We start from the raw sequence: 14,709 nt of genomic DNA, 5'->3' as shown, positions 1-14,709 counted from the left end.
GATCTGCGGGGTTCGGTCACCTGGTGCCAAGCGGCGGGCCGGAGCCCGGACACTTCGTTGCCGGCGGCTGCCGGCCACATCCCCGCCCGGAGGCGAGAGGCACCTTGGGTGTCCTTCCCAGGTTGCCGGACCTGGGAGAACCCAGGCCGCTCTTGATGACGAGCGCCACTGTATGCGAAGACCGGCCACCCGGAGCGAACCGAATCCGGGGCGCGCCGAAGCACCCACCTCAGGGTCGGCGGGTCGGTGCGTGGAGACGCGCGGGGCTGGGGTGCGAACCGAGCGAGAGCTCAGGCGTCGGCGGGGCCGGCCCGGGTGGGGTCGATGGGGGCGCCGCCGGCGGGGCTGTCGGGTGGGGGCGGCACGGCGCCGGGCCGGTGGCCCGTGACCGGCGGCGGAGGCGGAGGCGGATCATCGTCGTCAGCGGAGGCGCTGCCGGCGGGAGGGTCTGGGAGGCGGGCGTTGAGGTGGAAGCCCCAGCGGTCGAGGCGTTCGCCGGTGGGCGGGATGTAGCGGTGAGGACGGATCCCCACATCGGCGGCAACGTCGCGGACCCGCTCGGCCGGGGTGGTGGCCGGCGCGGGAGGCGCCGGCCGGACGGGGTGGCCGACGGCATCGAGCGGCAGGCCCCGGGCGTTGGTGAACACGACGCCGGGTGCGGCGTGCCGAGGGAGGTCGGCGTTGCCGTCGATGCCGAGCGTGCCCTGGTGGTGGCAGCGGTGGTGGTGGCCGCACAGGGTGATGAGGTTCGACGTCTCGGTGGAGCCGCCGTCTTCCCAGTGCCAGATGTGGTGGATCTCCAGGCCGCTGGTGCGCCCACAGCCCGGCACCGAACAGCAACCGCCGTCGCGGTGCTCGACCGCACGGCGCAGCCGCCGGTTGATGGCACGGGTGACACGGCCGACGCCGATGGGGGCGATGCCGTCGTGCACGATGCCGCGCAGACGGGCATCGCAGAGGATGTGGCGGCGCTGCCCCTCGGGCAGGACCACCCCGAGGTGGGTCATCAGCTCCAGGCTGTTGGGACCCGCTTCGAGGTGGGCGTGGACCAAGTAGCGGTCGGTGCCGGGGCGGGCCGCCTCGCCGGCGCGCAGCGCCGCCTCCGCCAAGGCGACGAGGGCATCGGCGGCGTAGACCGGCTCCGGGTCGACGCCCTCGGGCGCCGTCGCCCTGGCCTGCCGTCGCAGATCCTCCTCCATGCCCTTGAGCGCCTGATCGAACACCGCACCCTTGGCCTCGGGCAGGCGGATGTGCGCGAAGTAGCCCCGCTCGTCGTACCCCCTCGACACGCTGCCGTGGAGCTCGGGATCGGGACCGGGATCGGCCCCCGGTGCGGGCTCGGGCTTGGGCTTGGGGTCGCGGTACCACGGCAGCGCCTGGCGCAGCTGCTTCACCGTGCAGCACTGCGCGACGCGGGCCGCCGACTCGTCGTAGCGGGCCGGCACGTAGCGGGCGACCTCGGCCGCCTGGTCCACCGTGAGCTCCCCCGCCGCCAGCGCGGCGAGGGTGTGGGCCAGCTCCTCGGCCCGTTCGGCCAACCGCACGATGTCGCCGGCGCGGCCCGGAGCGACTCCCGCCCGCCAGGCCAGCCACTTCTGCGGCGACAGGTTGTCGCCGCCCGACACCCCCGCCTGGACCCCGCGCCGCGTCAGCTCCACGAGCCGCGCCTCGGCCACGTTGATGACCCCTTGGACCTAGGCGATCTCCTCGCAGATGGCGTCATAGGCGGCGTCCGCCGCTGCGCCCGCCGCCCCAGCGGCATCATCCGAGTGGCGGGGCGGGGTCATGCACCTCAGTGTACGACGCCCTCACCAAACATCGAACGTTTGTTCGATGTTCCTCACGGCTTCCAGCGATGCCTCAGGCCGGGGCCATCGCCCCCATCAATACCGGACACCCGCCTGCTGACGGCCCGCCGGGCCGACGCTGGATCAGACCTTCTCGACGGGCACCCAGTTGGTGAGGTCCTGGAGGATGGGGTTGTTGGAGAACACCTCGGGCATGGGCTGGTCCTCGCCGAGGCGCTTCTGGAGGCGCTTGACCTCGAGCTCCTGGTCCCAGAGCAGCAGGGTGACGACGAGGCCGCCCTGGCCGGCACGAGCCGTGCGGCCCGAGCGGTGGAGGTACGCCTTGTGGTCCTCCGGCGGGTCGAAGTGGATCACGATGTCGATGTCGTCGACGTGGATGCCGCGGGCGGCGACGTCGGTGGCCACGAGCACGGAGAGCTTCCCGGCCATGAAGTCGGCGAGCGACTTCTCGCGCTGGCTCTGGCGCAGGTCGCCGTGGATGGCCGCGGCCTTCACGCCCTGCTCGTTGAGCTGGTCGACGAGCTTGTCGGCCATGCGCTTGGTGCGGGTGAACATGAGCGTCTTGGTGCCGCTGCGGGAGATGGCCGCGGCCACCTTGACCTTGTCCATCTGGTGCACCCGGAGGAACCGCTGCGTCATGCTGGCGACGGTGACGCCCTCGGACTCGACCTCGTGGCGGACCGGGTCGGTCTGGTAGCGGTCGATCAGGCCCTGGACCACGCCGTCGAGCGTGGCCGAGAACAGGAGGGTCTGGTGGTCGCCAGGGATGTGGCGGAGGATCCACTCGACCTGGGGCATGAAGCCCATGTCGGCCATGCGGTCGGCCTCGTCGAGCACCACGATGCCGACGTCGGTGAGGTCGAGCTCCTTGCGGTCGATGAGGTCGATCATGCGGCCGGGGGTGGCGGCGATGACCTCGACGCCCGCCTTCAGCTTCTTGATCTGCTTCTCGATGTCGGCCCCGCCGTAGATGGCCGCGACGGTGATGTCGCGCACGGCACCGATGGGCTCGAGCTCTTCCTTCACCTGCGTGGCGAGCTCCCGGGTGGGGACGAGGATGATGGCGCGGGGCCGACAGGGCTCGGCGGTCTTGACGGTCTGCAGCACGGGCAGGCCGAAGGCGAGGGTCTTGCCCGAGCCGGTCTTGGCCTTGCCGCACACGTCGCGGCCGGCCAGCGCATCGGCGATGGTCAGCTCCTGGATGGCGAACGCGTGGGTCTTGCCCTGAGCGGACAGCACGCCGGCCAGGTCGGGGGCGACGCCGAGGGCGTCGAACGAGGTGGTCACTGGTTGTCTCCGGATTCTCTTCGAGTGGAGGGTCTTCCTCCGGCTCTCGAATCGATGAGACGAACGCGTTGCGAGGTGACCCGCGGATCCGCCCGACAAGCAGTTTGGGCGCTGACCCGCTCGTCCCAGGTTAGAGGTCCGAGCGGTCCGATCCGCGATCCCCCTGATGACCCCTCAGGTCAAGCGGGGAGGTTGGCCTCGATGGCGGAGACGATCGCCGGGTCCTCGGGCTCGACGCCGGGACGGAAGCGGGTCACCTGGCCGCCGGGGGCGACGAGGAACTTCTCGAAGTTCCACTGCACGTCACCGGCCGCGCCGTCGGCGTCTTCCACCTGGGTGAGCTCCGCGTAGAGCGGGTGCTGGCCCTCGCCGTTGACCTCGATCTTGTCGAACATCGGGAAGGTGACGCCGTAGGTGGTGGAGCAGAAGGTGGCGATCTCGTCGTTGCTCCCGGGCTCCTGGCCCAGGAACTGGTTGCACGGGAAGCCGAGGACCGTGAAGCCCTTGTCGCCGTAGGTCTCCTGCAGCTTCTCCAGCCCTTCGTACTGCGGCGTGAGGCCGCACTTGGAGGCGACGTTGACGACCAGCGCCACCTGGTCCTGGTAGTCGTGGAGGTCGGCGTCGGACCCGTCGAGGGCCTGCACGGGATGGTCGTAGATGCTCATGGCCGGGACCCTATCTGCGGCCGCTCACGTCGGGACGAGGGACTCCATCCACTGCGTCCGGACGTCGTAGCCATCGGTGTTGTAGTGGATGCCGTCTCCGGCGCGCAGCGAGTCGACGTCGGCGCGGGCGTTGATGAACGCATCCCAGTCGGCGACCTTCAGCGAGGGGTGGCGGCCGGGTGCTGCGGCCAGCGCGGGGTTGACCCCCTCGGTCGCCGGGGCCAGGTGCGTGGTGCCGGTGTCGACGTTGACCCAGGTGACCGGGACGTCGGGGCCGATCACCTCCATCATCTTGTCGATCCGTCCGGAGAAGGCCTGCTCGGACAGGTAGTAGTCGTTGGTCCCCAGGGCGATGATCACCTGGTCGAAGCCTTCGGGGTGGTGCTCGGTGGCCGCCAGGATCCCCGCCTCGGTGCGCCGGCCGATGACCGCATCGATCGTCCAGGTGCCGGGACCGTGCTTGCCGAGGCCCTGGAGCTGGCAGCCGAACGTGAGCGAGTCGCCGATGACCAGCACCTTGGGCCCATCGTCGTGGGAGCACGCCGCCAGCCCGGCCACCGACAGGACGGCCACCAGCAGCAGGGGCACCAGCGAACGTCGACCCCAGACCATGACCGCCTCCAGACCGGAGCAAGGTACTACCGGGGAAGTGCAGGTCAGCGTCGCCGCACCCGGCCGTTGCGGAGCTCGACGCCCTCGGCCGCCAGCCGGCGCTCGTGCTCCGCCTCGTGACCGGGGACCAGCCGGCCCGACGCGTTGACCACCCGCCACCACGGGTACGCCCCGCCGCTGGTCGCCAGGATCCGGCCGACGGCTCGGGCGGCACCGGGGAACCCGGCCTCGGTGGCCACCTCGCCGTACGTCACGACATCGCCCGGGTGGAGCCCATCGAGGACGCGGGCCACGGCGGCCTCGAACGCATCGCCCTCACCTGCGGTTCCCCGACCCCCACCCACGAGGACCGGCCTACCATCTGCCTGGTGGCTGATCCAGACCTCGCCGAGCAGGGCTACACCATCCTCCGGGATGTGATCAGCGCCGACCTCGTCGCCGAGCTGCTCGACGACCTCGATCGGCTCCACGTCGAGCTGGGCACCCGGCCCGCCACCAACGGGTTCGAGGGCACCGAGACGCTGCGGGTCTACAACCTGCTGGCCCACGGCCCCGTGTGGCAGCAGGTCCCCGTCCACCCGGCCGTGCTGCCGGTGGTCGAGGGCGTGCTCGACGCCGGGTGCCTGGTGTCGTCGCTGTCGTCGATCGCCATCGGACCGGGCGAGACCGAGCAGCCGATCCACGCCGACGACCAGATCATCCCGCTGCCGAAGCCGCACGTGCCCACGGTCTGCAACTCGATGTGGGCGCTGACCGACTTCACCGAGGCCAACGGCGCCACCCGCATCATCCCCGGATCGCACCTCGCCGACCGCTCTCCCGACTTCGGCACGTCCTACGACAGCATCCCGGCCGAGATGGAGGCGGGCAGCGTGCTGATCTGGCACGGCAGCCTGTGGCACGGAGGCGGCGCCAACACCACGTCCGAGCGACGCGTGGGCATCGCCATGAACTACTGCGCGGGCTGGATCCGACAGCAGGAGAACCAGCAGCTGGGCATCCCCACCGAGGTGGCGCGCACGTTCAGCCCGCGGCTCCAGGAGCTGTGCGGCTACGGGGTGTACCACGGGCTGATCGGCCACATCGACCGCCGCTCCCCTGCCGACCGCCTGCTCGCCGACGGCGCCGCCCCCGGCGACGACGGGATGGTCTGGGACGTTGTCTGAGGACGCCCACCTGGCGGCAGCCCTCTGGGAGACCGGGGGCTGGGAGGCCACCAACATCGCCGCGGCCGTGGTCGGGCCCGAGGCCACCCTGGCCACGATCGGGCCCGGCGACCGCTCGTTCCGCCTCGCCTCGGTCACCAAGCTGCTCGCCGCCTACGCCTGCCTGATCGCGGTCGAGGAGGGCACGCTCGACCTCGACGAGCCCACCGGACCTCCTGGGGTCACCGTGCGCCACCTGCTCGCGCACGCCGGCGGGTACGGCTTCGACACGGGCGTGCTGCTGCTCCCCGAGCGCAAGCGCATCTACTCGAACACCGGGTTCGACGCCCTCGGCGAGCACCTGGCCCACGCCGCCGGCATGCCGGCGAGCGACTACGTCACGCTGGCCGTGTTCGAGCCGCTCGGCATGTTCCACACCGACATCCGCGGCGGGTCGCTCGCCCACGGCGCCTGGTCCACGGGAGCCGACCTCGCCAAGTTCGCCGGTGAGCTGCTGCGGCCGACGCTGGTGCACGCGGCCACGCTCCACGAGGCCACCACGGTCGCCTACCCCGACCTGGCCGGCATCTTGCCGGGCATCGGCCCGCAGCGGCCCAACGACTGGGGCCTCGGGTTCGAGATCCGCGGCTACAAGACGCCGCACTGGACCGGCCGGCTCAACTCCCCCGCCACGTTCGGCCACTTCGGCGCGGCCGGCACGTTCCTCTGGGTCGATCCGGCCATCGAGCGCAGCCTGGTGGTGCTCACCGACCGCAACTTCGGCCCCTGGGCGCTGCACGCCTGGCCGCCGCTGTCCGACGCCGTGGTCAACGCCTCGTCGCGCTGACCGGCACCCGTCAGGCGGCGGCTGGCCCTGCGAACGACGTGGTGATGATCCGGCCGTCGCGCTCGCCGGCCGATGGGGCCAGGCTGCCCACCACGAAGCTGCGCTGCAGCCAGCGGTCGCTGCCGTCGAACCGGGCCTGGAACGGGCGCCGGCCGTGCACGCACCGGGTGTTGTCGATCACGAGCAGGTCGCCGTCGGTGAGGGTGATGGCGCGCTGGCGCTCGGCCACAGCGGCGTGGAGGTCTCGGAGCGCGGCCTGGGCCCGTGCGGTGGTGCCGGTGGTGAGCTCGGCGTCCCAGCAGAGCCAGGGCTGGTCGTCGGAGCCGCCGAGCACCGGCCGTGGGGCGCCGACCGCCTCGCCCGGACGCCCGCCGAAGGACTCGTCGACCGCGGTGCGGAACTCCGGCCGGCGCAGTGCATCGATGCTGGCGGGCGCGAGCGCGGGCAGCAGGTCGTGCACCGACGCGATGGTGGTGGCGGCGGCCGGGTCGCCCCGGAGGCACAGCAGCAGCAGGTAGCGCGGGCCGTGGGGGTGGAAGGCGGTCTCGGTGTGGAACGCGAGGTCGACACCCGACGAGGTGGAGGTCTGGCGGCCGACGTCGGCGCGGGTGGGGACCAGGTTCTGGACGATGGATCCGCCGTGCTCCGGTGCGTAGCCGACGGGCTCGCCGAGTCGGCGGGCGATGGCCAGGAGCACCAGCTCCGACCGCAGGTCCTTGCCGGTGGGGGCGGTGGGCGCGGCCGGTGTGGCGGGGACGGTGCCGACCGGCACGTTCCGGATCAGCAGGGCACCGGCCGGCCCGGGGTCGTGGGCGAACGCATCGAGGGCGTGCTCGAGCTCGGGGTCGAGCGAGCGCCCGGCGCTGGACGCGGCGGCCACGAAGGCCTCCTCGTCGGGGTGGACACCGACAGGTGCCGCCAGCTGCGAGAAGGCATGGAACCCGCCCGGATGGGTGGGGAGCGCTGCGACAGCCACGGGTGGTCCTCCTTGCGGTGCGACGGCGACGAACCGTCCGAAACGTTCGTTTCAGGATACCACCTCGTCTGAAACAGATGTTGCAACCGCTCGGAAGCCCGGTCAGCCGTCGGTGAGCGCCTCGAGGGCCTGCCAGGTGCGCTCCACCCGGTCGAGGTCGGTGGTGGCGTCGTCGCGCAGCTCCTCGGCCACGGCGGCCACGAGGGCGGCGAGCAGGGCCAGGGCACCGACGTAGTTGTCGAAGGGCCCGATCCCCTCGCCCTCGACCACCAGGAGGGCGCGCGACAGCCGGGCGAGCGGCGAGAGGGGCCCGTCGGTCAGCGCGATCAGCACGGCGCCCTCGGCGACGGCGTGATCGACCGCCCGCAGCAGCCACCGGTCGTAGCGGCGGAGGTCGAGGGCCAGCACCACGTCGCCCGGGTCGAGCCGAGCGATGGACTGCCCCACCGACACCGGGGTGCCGCCGACCACCTCGACCTGCGACCGCAGCATCCGCAGCTCGTCGCCCGCGTGCCCGGCGATGCCGGCACCGGCATCGCCGGCGATCACGGCGATGCGCCGGCCGCGGTCGGACAGCAGCCGCACGGCATCGTCGAACGCAGCCCGGTCGATGCCCGACAGCGTGTCCTCGACCGCCTCGATCGACGTGGCCATCGCCCGGGCCACCACATCGCCGGGAGGGAGGTCGCGGATGCGCACCGCGGCGGGACGCAGCCGGTCGGCCAGCTCGGTGCGGACGGCGTCCTGGAGCCCCACGAAGCCGTCGTAGCCCAGCCTCGCGGCGAGGCGGACGACCGAGGCGCCGCTCGCCCCCGCCGCGCGGGCGACATCGGCCACGGTGCCGAAGGCCACGAGCTGCAGGTCGGCCGCCACGACGTCGGCCACGCGCCGCTCAGCGGGCGTCAGCGAGGCCGAGGCGTTGCGGATGCGGACGACCACGCTCGTGCCCGGCACGCCACCAGGGATCTCTGCTGCTCCGTCTGCTCGCACCGCGCCCACCGTACGCGCCCACCCGGCACCGATCGTCCCGAGCGCGGACCGATCAGTAGTGGACGGACGCCTCGCCGTTGAAGCGGTCGAGGTAGTGGGTGCCGCGCAGGGCCTGCGAGAGGCGCTGGTACGGGTGGTGCTTGTGCAGCCGGGTGAGCGACTCCTGCGGGGGGAACTCGAGGATCTCGCGCACGTCCCAGGCGATGCTGTAGAGGCGAACGCGATCGAGCTGCCGGGGGTGCGAGAACAGCTCGGGGTACTCCTCGGCGAACCACCACGGCACCTCGGCGTAGTCCTCGGCCTTGGTCAGGTGCTCGTAGTCCGGGGCCACGTGGAGGTGGGGCAGGGCGCAGAAGCGCATGAGCACATCGAGGTCGAGGTCGGGCGGGCCGGGGCGGGCGTACTCGAAGTCGAGCAGCGCGGTCACCTCGCTGCCGTTCCACATGATGTTCTCGAAGGTGAGGTCGCCGTGGACGATCGTGCCGGCGTCGAACGGGTCGAGCGCATCGGCCGTGCTCCGCACGAGGTCGGCGGCATCGTCGAACAGCGACGGATCGACGTTCGGCAGCTGCCCGGCGCGGGCGATGGCGTTCAGGAGCCGCTGGACCGCCTGGCTGCCCGACGGGGCGGGATCGAGCAGCTGGGGCGCGTCGTGGAGGCCGTCGAGGCGGGGGCACGGGGTCTGGTGCACCGCCCGCAGGCGCGAGGCGATCTTGCGCACGGCCGCGCGGCGCTCGTCGGTGGACAGCGTCGGCCAGGCGCGGCTCAACGGGACGCCGGGCAGGCGCCGGACCACGAGCCAGTCGTCGCCGACATCGCCGCCGTGCTGGATCAGGGGCGGGTAGCCCACCTCGGGCGGCAGGACCTGCGAGAGCACCGCCTCGCGGTGGAGGCGGTGGCTGGCATCGCGGTTGATGCGGACGACCAGGTCATCGGTCATCCACACCTCGTTGGTGACGCTGTCGGCCCGGGCCAGCCCCACCGAGGAGGCCCCGATCGCCTGGAGCGCCCCGAGGGCGCGCGCCCTCCCGAGCCCAGTCGCCATCGGTGCACCGAGGGAAGGAGAGATGCGGGTGCGGTCCACCAGCTCGTCCATCGGCCGACCTGGCGGCTTCATGAGCCAAACGGCCTAGTGAAGCCGCCCGGCCGGGATCAGAGCTGCTCGGCGGTGAGGGCGAACAGGTCGGCCTTGCCGGCCTTCACCGGAGCCACCAGGCCGTGGACCTGCGGGAGCAGGTGCTCGGCGAAGAAGCGGGCCGTGACCAGCTTGACCTGGGCGAACTCGGCGTCGGGCGAGCCGGCGTCGATCAGCCGCTTGGCCACGAGGCCCTGGACGGCCATCAGCCAGCCGGCCACGGTGGTGGCGAACAGGCGCTGGTAGGGCGAGGCCGCCGAGAGCGCCTGGACCGGGTCGGCCATGCCCTCCGAGAGGATCCAGCCGGTGGCGTCTTCGAGCGAGGCCACCGCCGCGGCCAGCTCCCGGTGGATGGGGGCGAGCTCGTCGCCGGCCCCCGCCAGCTCCTCGACCGTGGCCTTCATGCGGGCGAGCTGGTCGTTGTAGACGCCGCCGGCGCGCATCGGGAGCTTGCGCCCCACGAGGTCCATGGCCTGGATGCCGTTGGTGCCCTCGTAGATCTGCGTGATCTTGGTGTCGCGGTAGTACTGGGCGACACCGGTCTCCTCGATGAAGCCCATGCCGCCGTGCACCTGGATGCCGAGCGACGTGACCGTCTCGGCCACATCGGTGCAGTAGCTCTTGGTCAGCGGGATGAGCAGGTCGACCATCTCCTGGGCGGCCGTGCGGGTGGGCTCGTCGGCGCCGTAGCGCAGCACGTCGATCTGCTCGGCGACCTTGTAGGCCAGCAGCCGCATCGACTCGGTGTACGACTTCATCGTGAGCAGCTGCCGGCGCACGTCGGGGTGCTCGATGATGAACGACTTCTCCCCGCGGGCCGCACCGGGGGCGAAGCCCTGCTTGCGCTCCTTGGCGTAGCCGAGGGCGTGCTGGTAGCTGCGCTCGGCGAGGCCCAGGCCCTCGACGCCCACGCCGAGGCGGGCGTTGTTCATCATCGTGAACATGTACCGCATGCCGGCGTTCTCTTCGCCGATCAGGTAGCCGATGGCGCCGTCGGAGTTGTCGCCGTAGGCGAGCACGCAGGTGGGGCTGGCCTTGATGCCCATCTTGTGCTCGACCGAGACGATGTGGACGTCGTTGCGCTCGCCCAGGCTGCCGTCGTCGTTGACGAGGAACTTGGGGACGATGAACAGCGAGATGCCCTTGGTGCCGGCGGGGGCATCGGGGGTGCGGGCCAAGACGAGGTGGACGATGTTGTCGGTGAAGGGGTGCTCGCCGAACGTGATGAAGATCTTCTGGCCCGAGATGCGGTAGCTGCCGTCGTCGGCCTTCACGGCCTTGGTGCGCAGGGCGCCCACGTCGGAGCCGGCGTCGGGCTCGGTGAGGTTCATCGACCCGGTCCACTCGGCCGACACCATCTTGAGGAGGTACTTCTCCTTCTGCTCCTCGCTGCCGTGGTGGAGGATGGCGTCGATGGCGCCCTGGGTGAGGAGGGGCGCCATGGCGAGGGCCATGTTGGCGCTGTTGAGCAGCTCCTGCTGCACGATGCCCACGAGCCAGGGGAAGCCGCCCCCGCCGTACTCGGGCGCGAACGGCACCGCGCCCCACCCGGCGTCGGCGTAGGCCCGGTAGGCCTCCTTGTGCCCGGTGGGCGTGACGACCTCGTCGCCGTCGACGTGGGTGCCCTGCTCATCACCGATGGCGTTGGTGGGCGCCCAGACGTCGGCCATGAGGCGGCCGAACTCCTCGAGCACGCCGTACACCGAGTCCGCATCGATGTCGTGGTACGCCTCGAGCTTGCTCAGCTCGTCGATCGGCGTGACGTGGTCGAGGAGGAACTTGATGTCCTGGAGTGGCGGCGCGTAGTCAGACATGGCCGCAACGCTACGGCCCCGCTGGTCGGAGCAGCCAGTTGCCGGTCGGGCCGCGGCGGGCTTCGTTAGGGTTCGGCCATGGCCCGCCAGATCCTCGTCGTCGAGGACGAAGCCCTGATCGCCGACGCCATCGCGGCCCGGCTCCGCAGCGAGGGCCACGAGGTCCGCGTCGCCGGCGACGGCCCCACCGGCGTGGCGTACGCCGAGCGCTTCGAGCCCGACCTGGTGATCCTCGACCTGATGCTGCCGGGGCTCGACGGCCTCGAGGTGTGCCGGCAGATCCAGCGCGACCGGCACGTCCCCGTGATGATGCTGACGGCTCGAGACGACGAGACCGACCTGGTCATCGGCCTCGCCGTGGGCGCCGACGACTACCTCACGAAGCCGTTCTCCATGCGCGAGCTGGTGGCGCGGGTGCAGGCGCTGCTGCGCCGGCTCGACGCCCTCGCCGGGCGCACCCAGCCCAAGAGCATCCGCCTCGACGACGACATCGAGATCGACGTCGAGGGCCGGCGGGTCCGCCAGCACGGCGAGGTGGTCCACCTCACCCCCACCGAGTTCGACCTCCTCAGCGGCTTCGCAGAGCGTCCGGGCCGGGTGCTCACCCGGGAGCGCCTCCTGATGGACGTGTGGGGCTACCGCGACGGCTCCGGCGCGCGCACGGTCGACTCCCACGTGCGGGCCCTGCGCCGCAAGCTCGGCGACAACGTGGTCCGCACCGTCCACGGCGTGGGCTACGCGCTGGGCGAGTCCGGTGCCGAGGGCGAGGGCGAGGGCGATGCCGGTGCCGACGGCGATGGCCCTGCCCCGGGTGAGGACGAAGCCGAGACCAGCTCCGCATGATCGGCAACCCGCTCCAGCGGATCAGCTCGATCAAGCTGAAGTTCAGCATCGTGATCGTCGCCGCCGTGGTGGTCACCCTCGCCGTCAACGAGATCGGCCTGGCGCTCAACTTCCGGGCCGGGTTCCGCGCCGGGGTGGCGGCGATCATCGCCCTCGGCATGGTGCAGCTCATGGCCAGGGGCATGACGTCGCCGCTGCGCTCGATGGAGCGGGCGGCCACCGCGATGGCATCGGGCGACCTGAGCGAGCGGGTCACCTCGAACTCGTCCGACGAGGTGGGCCGCCTCGCCTTCGCCTTCAACCACATGGCCGACGAGCTGGCGGCCGAGGACCAGCACCGGCGCGACCTCATCGCCAACGTGTCCCACGAGCTGCGCACGCCGATCTCGGCCCTGCGCGCCACGCTCGAGAACGTGGTCGACGGGGTGGTCACGCCCGAGCCCGCCCTGCTGCGCACGATGCTCGCCCAGACCGAGCGGCTGCAGCGCCTGGTCACCCAGCTCCTCGACCTCAGCCGCCTCGAATCCGGCGGTACGCCCCTGCACCGGCTGCCGTTCCCGGCCGTCGAGCTGCTCGACGCCGTGGCCGACGAGGCGGCGCTCCACTCCCCCGACCTCACGTTCGACGTGGTCCTCGACCCGCCGGAGCTCGTGGTCGACGGCGACCCTGAGCGCCTGCACCAGGTGCTGGGCAACCTGGTCGAGAACGCCGCCCGGTTCGCGCCCGACGACACCGCCGTGGTGCTCACCGCCCGCCAGACGAGCGAGCTGGTGGTGTTCGAGGTGGTCGACCAGGGCCCGGGCATCCCCGAGGAGTCGCTCAGCCGGGTGTTCGACCGGTTCTACCGGACCGATGAGGCCCGGAGCACCGACGAGGGTGGATCCGGGTTGGGGCTCGCCATCGCCCGTTGGATCGTGGAGCTCCACGGCGGGCACATCCGCGCCGAGCGGATCGAGCCGCACGGCTGCCGGATGGTGGTGGAGCTGCCTGCCTGAACCGGGTGCTCAGACCACGACCAGGCCGTCGAGCCCGGGCTCCTCGGGCGGGAACTGCGGGTCCATGTCGTGCAGGTGGGCGAGCAGCACGTTGAGGATGGCCCAGTTGCGGTACCACTTGCGGTCGGCAGGGATCACGTACCACGGGGCGTGGTGCACGGAGGTCTGGCCGATCGCTTCCTCGTAGGCCACCTGGTAGTCGTCCCAGCGCTTGCGGACGTCGAGGTCGGCCGCCGCGAACTTCCAGCGCTTGGTGGGATCGTCGAGGCGGGCCTGCAGGCGCTCGGCCTGCTCGTCCTTGGAGATGTGCAGGAAGAACTTCACCACGCGGGTCCCCGACGCGGACAGCGTCGACTCGAAGTTGCGGATCTGCTCGAACCGGGCCCGCCACACGGCCTCGGGCACCAGCTCGTCGACGCGGGCGATCAGCACGTCCTCGTAGTGCGAGCGGTTGAACACGCCGAGCTCACCGTGACCAGGGGCTTCCTTGTTGATGCGCCACAGGAAGTCGTGGTCGAGCTCCTGGGGGGTGGGCGCCTTGAACGATGCCACGCGCACCCCCTGCGGGTTCACGCCGGTGAACACCTTGCGGATGGTGCCGTCCTTGCCGCCGGCGTCCATGGCCTGGAGGACGATGAGCAGCGACTGGCGGTCCTCGGCCCACAGCCGGGTCTGCAGCTCGCCCAGCGCGACCACCATCGCGTCGGAGACCGGCTCGGTCTCGGCTTTGCTGCCGGGCGCGCCCTCGGTGCTGCGCGTGTCGATGTCGTGCAGGCCGGGCGTGGAGCCCGGGGGCACGAGCCATCGCTTCGCGTGGTGGGCGTGGTCATCCGCGGCGGCCATGGGTCACACGCTAGGGGGAGGCAGGGGCGGCGAGGTCGATCGCGATCCGCGTGGGGTCGCTGAGCGTGGACACCCGGAACGGCACCCGCTCGGTGGCGCCCGCCACCCACGTGAGCACGTTCTCGAAGTCGCCGGTGCGCACCAGGTCGGTGATGACCTTGGTCTGGCCCGCGACCGAGATGCGATCGGGCCCGCCGTAGACGACCGTGAGCTGCGGCGCGCTGAGGTCGACCCCCGACGCCGGCTCCAGCACGATCTCCAGGTAGGCCTGGCCGGTGACCTCGACGGGCTCGCCGGACCCGTCGGCCGTGATGGGACCGTCGACCCACTGGACCCGGTAGCCCGGCACCGGCGTGCCCGCGAACTGGAAGACGATCCGCTCGAAGCCCTTGTTGCGGCCGACGCGCACGGCGCTGAGCAGCGCGGTGCCGGTGCCGTCGCCCGGCGCGGAGCGCTGCGCCTCGGACGCGTCGGCGAGGCCGGACGCCGCCGTCGTGGTGGTGGCGGATCCCGCCGACGTGGAGCTCCCCGCGGCGGTCGACGTGGTGGCCCCGCTGCCGGCGACCGGGCCCGCCGAGCCCCCGGCGCTGGTGGACGATCCGGCCGGATCGGACCCCGATCCAGACCCGCCGCAGCCGGCCAGGCCGCCGACCAGGGCCAACGCCGCCAGCCCGGCCGCCACCCCGCGGAACGTCATCTTCCCCTCCCCTGCACCCATGGCCTCACCCTACGATGCCCAGCGAGCGGCT

Annotated in this window: 15 protein-coding genes and 1 riboswitch; of the genes, 4 read left to right on the top strand and 11 right to left on the bottom strand. The window is 71.9% G+C overall.

Annotation, left to right across the window (positions count from 1 at the left end):
• Positions 1 to 43 precede the first annotated feature (43 nt).
• A riboswitch (SAM-I-IV-variant riboswitch) is annotated at positions 44 to 164 on the bottom strand.
• Positions 165 to 290: 126 nt separating this feature from the next.
• From ACPPVX_RS19655 to ACPPVX_RS19635, 5 genes are all read right to left on the bottom strand, one after another.
• A complete protein-coding gene (locus ACPPVX_RS19655) occupies positions 291 to 1,676 on the bottom strand; it encodes a DUF222 domain-containing protein (protein WP_426572277.1) in 1,386 nt (461 codons plus the stop codon).
• A gap of 255 nt (positions 1,677 to 1,931) precedes the next feature.
• Positions 1,932 to 3,095: a DEAD/DEAH box helicase gene (locus ACPPVX_RS19650; protein ID WP_426572276.1), complete on the bottom strand. Its 1,164-nt coding sequence runs from the start codon at positions 3,093 to 3,095 to the stop codon at positions 1,932 to 1,934.
• A gap of 179 nt (positions 3,096 to 3,274) precedes the next feature.
• Positions 3,275 to 3,760: a glutathione peroxidase gene (locus tag ACPPVX_RS19645; protein ID WP_426572275.1), complete on the bottom strand. Its 486-nt coding sequence runs from the start codon at positions 3,758 to 3,760 to the stop codon at positions 3,275 to 3,277.
• A gap of 24 nt (positions 3,761 to 3,784) precedes the next feature.
• Positions 3,785 to 4,348: a hypothetical protein gene (locus tag ACPPVX_RS19640; RefSeq protein WP_426572274.1), complete on the bottom strand. Its 564-nt coding sequence runs from the start codon at positions 4,346 to 4,348 to the stop codon at positions 3,785 to 3,787.
• A 68-nt stretch (positions 4,349 to 4,416) separates the two neighbouring features.
• The gene (locus ACPPVX_RS19635; protein WP_426572273.1) at positions 4,417 to 4,665 is read right to left on the bottom strand and encodes an MGMT family protein; all 249 of its coding nucleotides are present in this window, start codon (positions 4,663 to 4,665) and stop codon (positions 4,417 to 4,419) included.
• Positions 4,666 to 4,740: 75 nt separating this feature from the next.
• Between ACPPVX_RS19635 and ACPPVX_RS19630 the strand changes: the two genes are divergently transcribed.
• Both ACPPVX_RS19630 and ACPPVX_RS19625 read left to right on the top strand, forming a co-directional pair.
• A complete protein-coding gene (locus ACPPVX_RS19630; protein ID WP_426572272.1) occupies positions 4,741 to 5,538 on the top strand; it encodes a phytanoyl-CoA dioxygenase family protein in 798 nt (265 codons plus the stop codon).
• Positions 5,531 to 6,364: a serine hydrolase domain-containing protein gene (locus ACPPVX_RS19625; RefSeq protein ID WP_426572271.1), complete on the top strand. Its 834-nt coding sequence runs from the start codon at positions 5,531 to 5,533 to the stop codon at positions 6,362 to 6,364. The genes ACPPVX_RS19630 and ACPPVX_RS19625 overlap by 8 nt, the downstream gene beginning before the upstream one ends.
• Positions 6,365 to 6,374: 10 nt before the next feature.
• Here ACPPVX_RS19625 and ACPPVX_RS19620 read toward each other — a convergent pair whose 3' ends face one another.
• The 4 genes from ACPPVX_RS19620 to ACPPVX_RS19605 form a co-directional block, all read right to left on the bottom strand.
• Positions 6,375 to 7,340, bottom strand: coding sequence for a TauD/TfdA family dioxygenase (locus ACPPVX_RS19620; RefSeq protein WP_426572270.1), 966 nt, complete (start codon positions 7,338 to 7,340; stop codon positions 6,375 to 6,377).
• 102 nt (positions 7,341 to 7,442) lie between these two features.
• Positions 7,443 to 8,330 carry a MurR/RpiR family transcriptional regulator gene (locus tag ACPPVX_RS19615; protein ID WP_426572269.1) on the bottom strand — a complete coding sequence of 296 codons (888 nt, stop codon included), beginning with the start codon at positions 8,328 to 8,330 and terminating at the stop codon, positions 7,443 to 7,445.
• Positions 8,331 to 8,382: 52 nt separating this feature from the next.
• Entirely contained in the window at positions 8,383 to 9,426 is a 1,044-nt protein-coding gene (locus ACPPVX_RS19610) for a phosphotransferase family protein (protein WP_426572268.1), read from the bottom strand.
• Between the two features lie 56 nt (positions 9,427 to 9,482).
• A complete protein-coding gene (locus tag ACPPVX_RS19605) occupies positions 9,483 to 11,279 on the bottom strand; it encodes an acyl-CoA dehydrogenase (RefSeq protein WP_426572267.1) in 1,797 nt (598 codons plus the stop codon).
• A 78-nt stretch (positions 11,280 to 11,357) separates the two neighbouring features.
• On the opposite strand from ACPPVX_RS19605, the gene ACPPVX_RS19600 reads away from it, so the two are divergent.
• Both ACPPVX_RS19600 and ACPPVX_RS19595 read left to right on the top strand, forming a co-directional pair.
• Positions 11,358 to 12,122, top strand: a complete 765-nt coding sequence (locus ACPPVX_RS19600) for a response regulator transcription factor (protein WP_426572266.1) — start codon at positions 11,358 to 11,360, stop codon at positions 12,120 to 12,122.
• Positions 12,119 to 13,117, top strand: a complete 999-nt coding sequence (locus tag ACPPVX_RS19595; RefSeq protein WP_426572265.1) for a sensor histidine kinase — start codon at positions 12,119 to 12,121, stop codon at positions 13,115 to 13,117. The genes ACPPVX_RS19600 and ACPPVX_RS19595 overlap by 4 nt, the downstream gene beginning before the upstream one ends.
• A 9-nt stretch (positions 13,118 to 13,126) precedes the next feature.
• On the opposite strand, the gene ACPPVX_RS19590 is transcribed toward ACPPVX_RS19595, so the two are convergent.
• Positions 13,127 to 13,960 carry a polyphosphate kinase 2 family protein gene (locus tag ACPPVX_RS19590; RefSeq protein ID WP_426572264.1) on the bottom strand — a complete coding sequence of 278 codons (834 nt, stop codon included), beginning with the start codon at positions 13,958 to 13,960 and terminating at the stop codon, positions 13,127 to 13,129.
• A 10-nt stretch (positions 13,961 to 13,970) separates the two neighbouring features.
• Positions 13,971 to 14,678 (bottom strand): AMIN-like domain-containing (lipo)protein, encoded by a 708-nt coding sequence (locus tag ACPPVX_RS19585; RefSeq protein ID WP_426572263.1) that lies wholly within the window; start codon positions 14,676 to 14,678, stop codon positions 13,971 to 13,973.
• Positions 14,679 to 14,709 lie beyond the last annotated feature (31 nt).

This window comes from Aquihabitans sp. McL0605 (genome assembly GCF_049993875.1).
Lineage (GTDB): Bacteria > Actinomycetota > Acidimicrobiia > Acidimicrobiales > Iamiaceae > Aquihabitans.
This window is presented reverse-complemented; position numbering and strand designations above follow the sequence as displayed.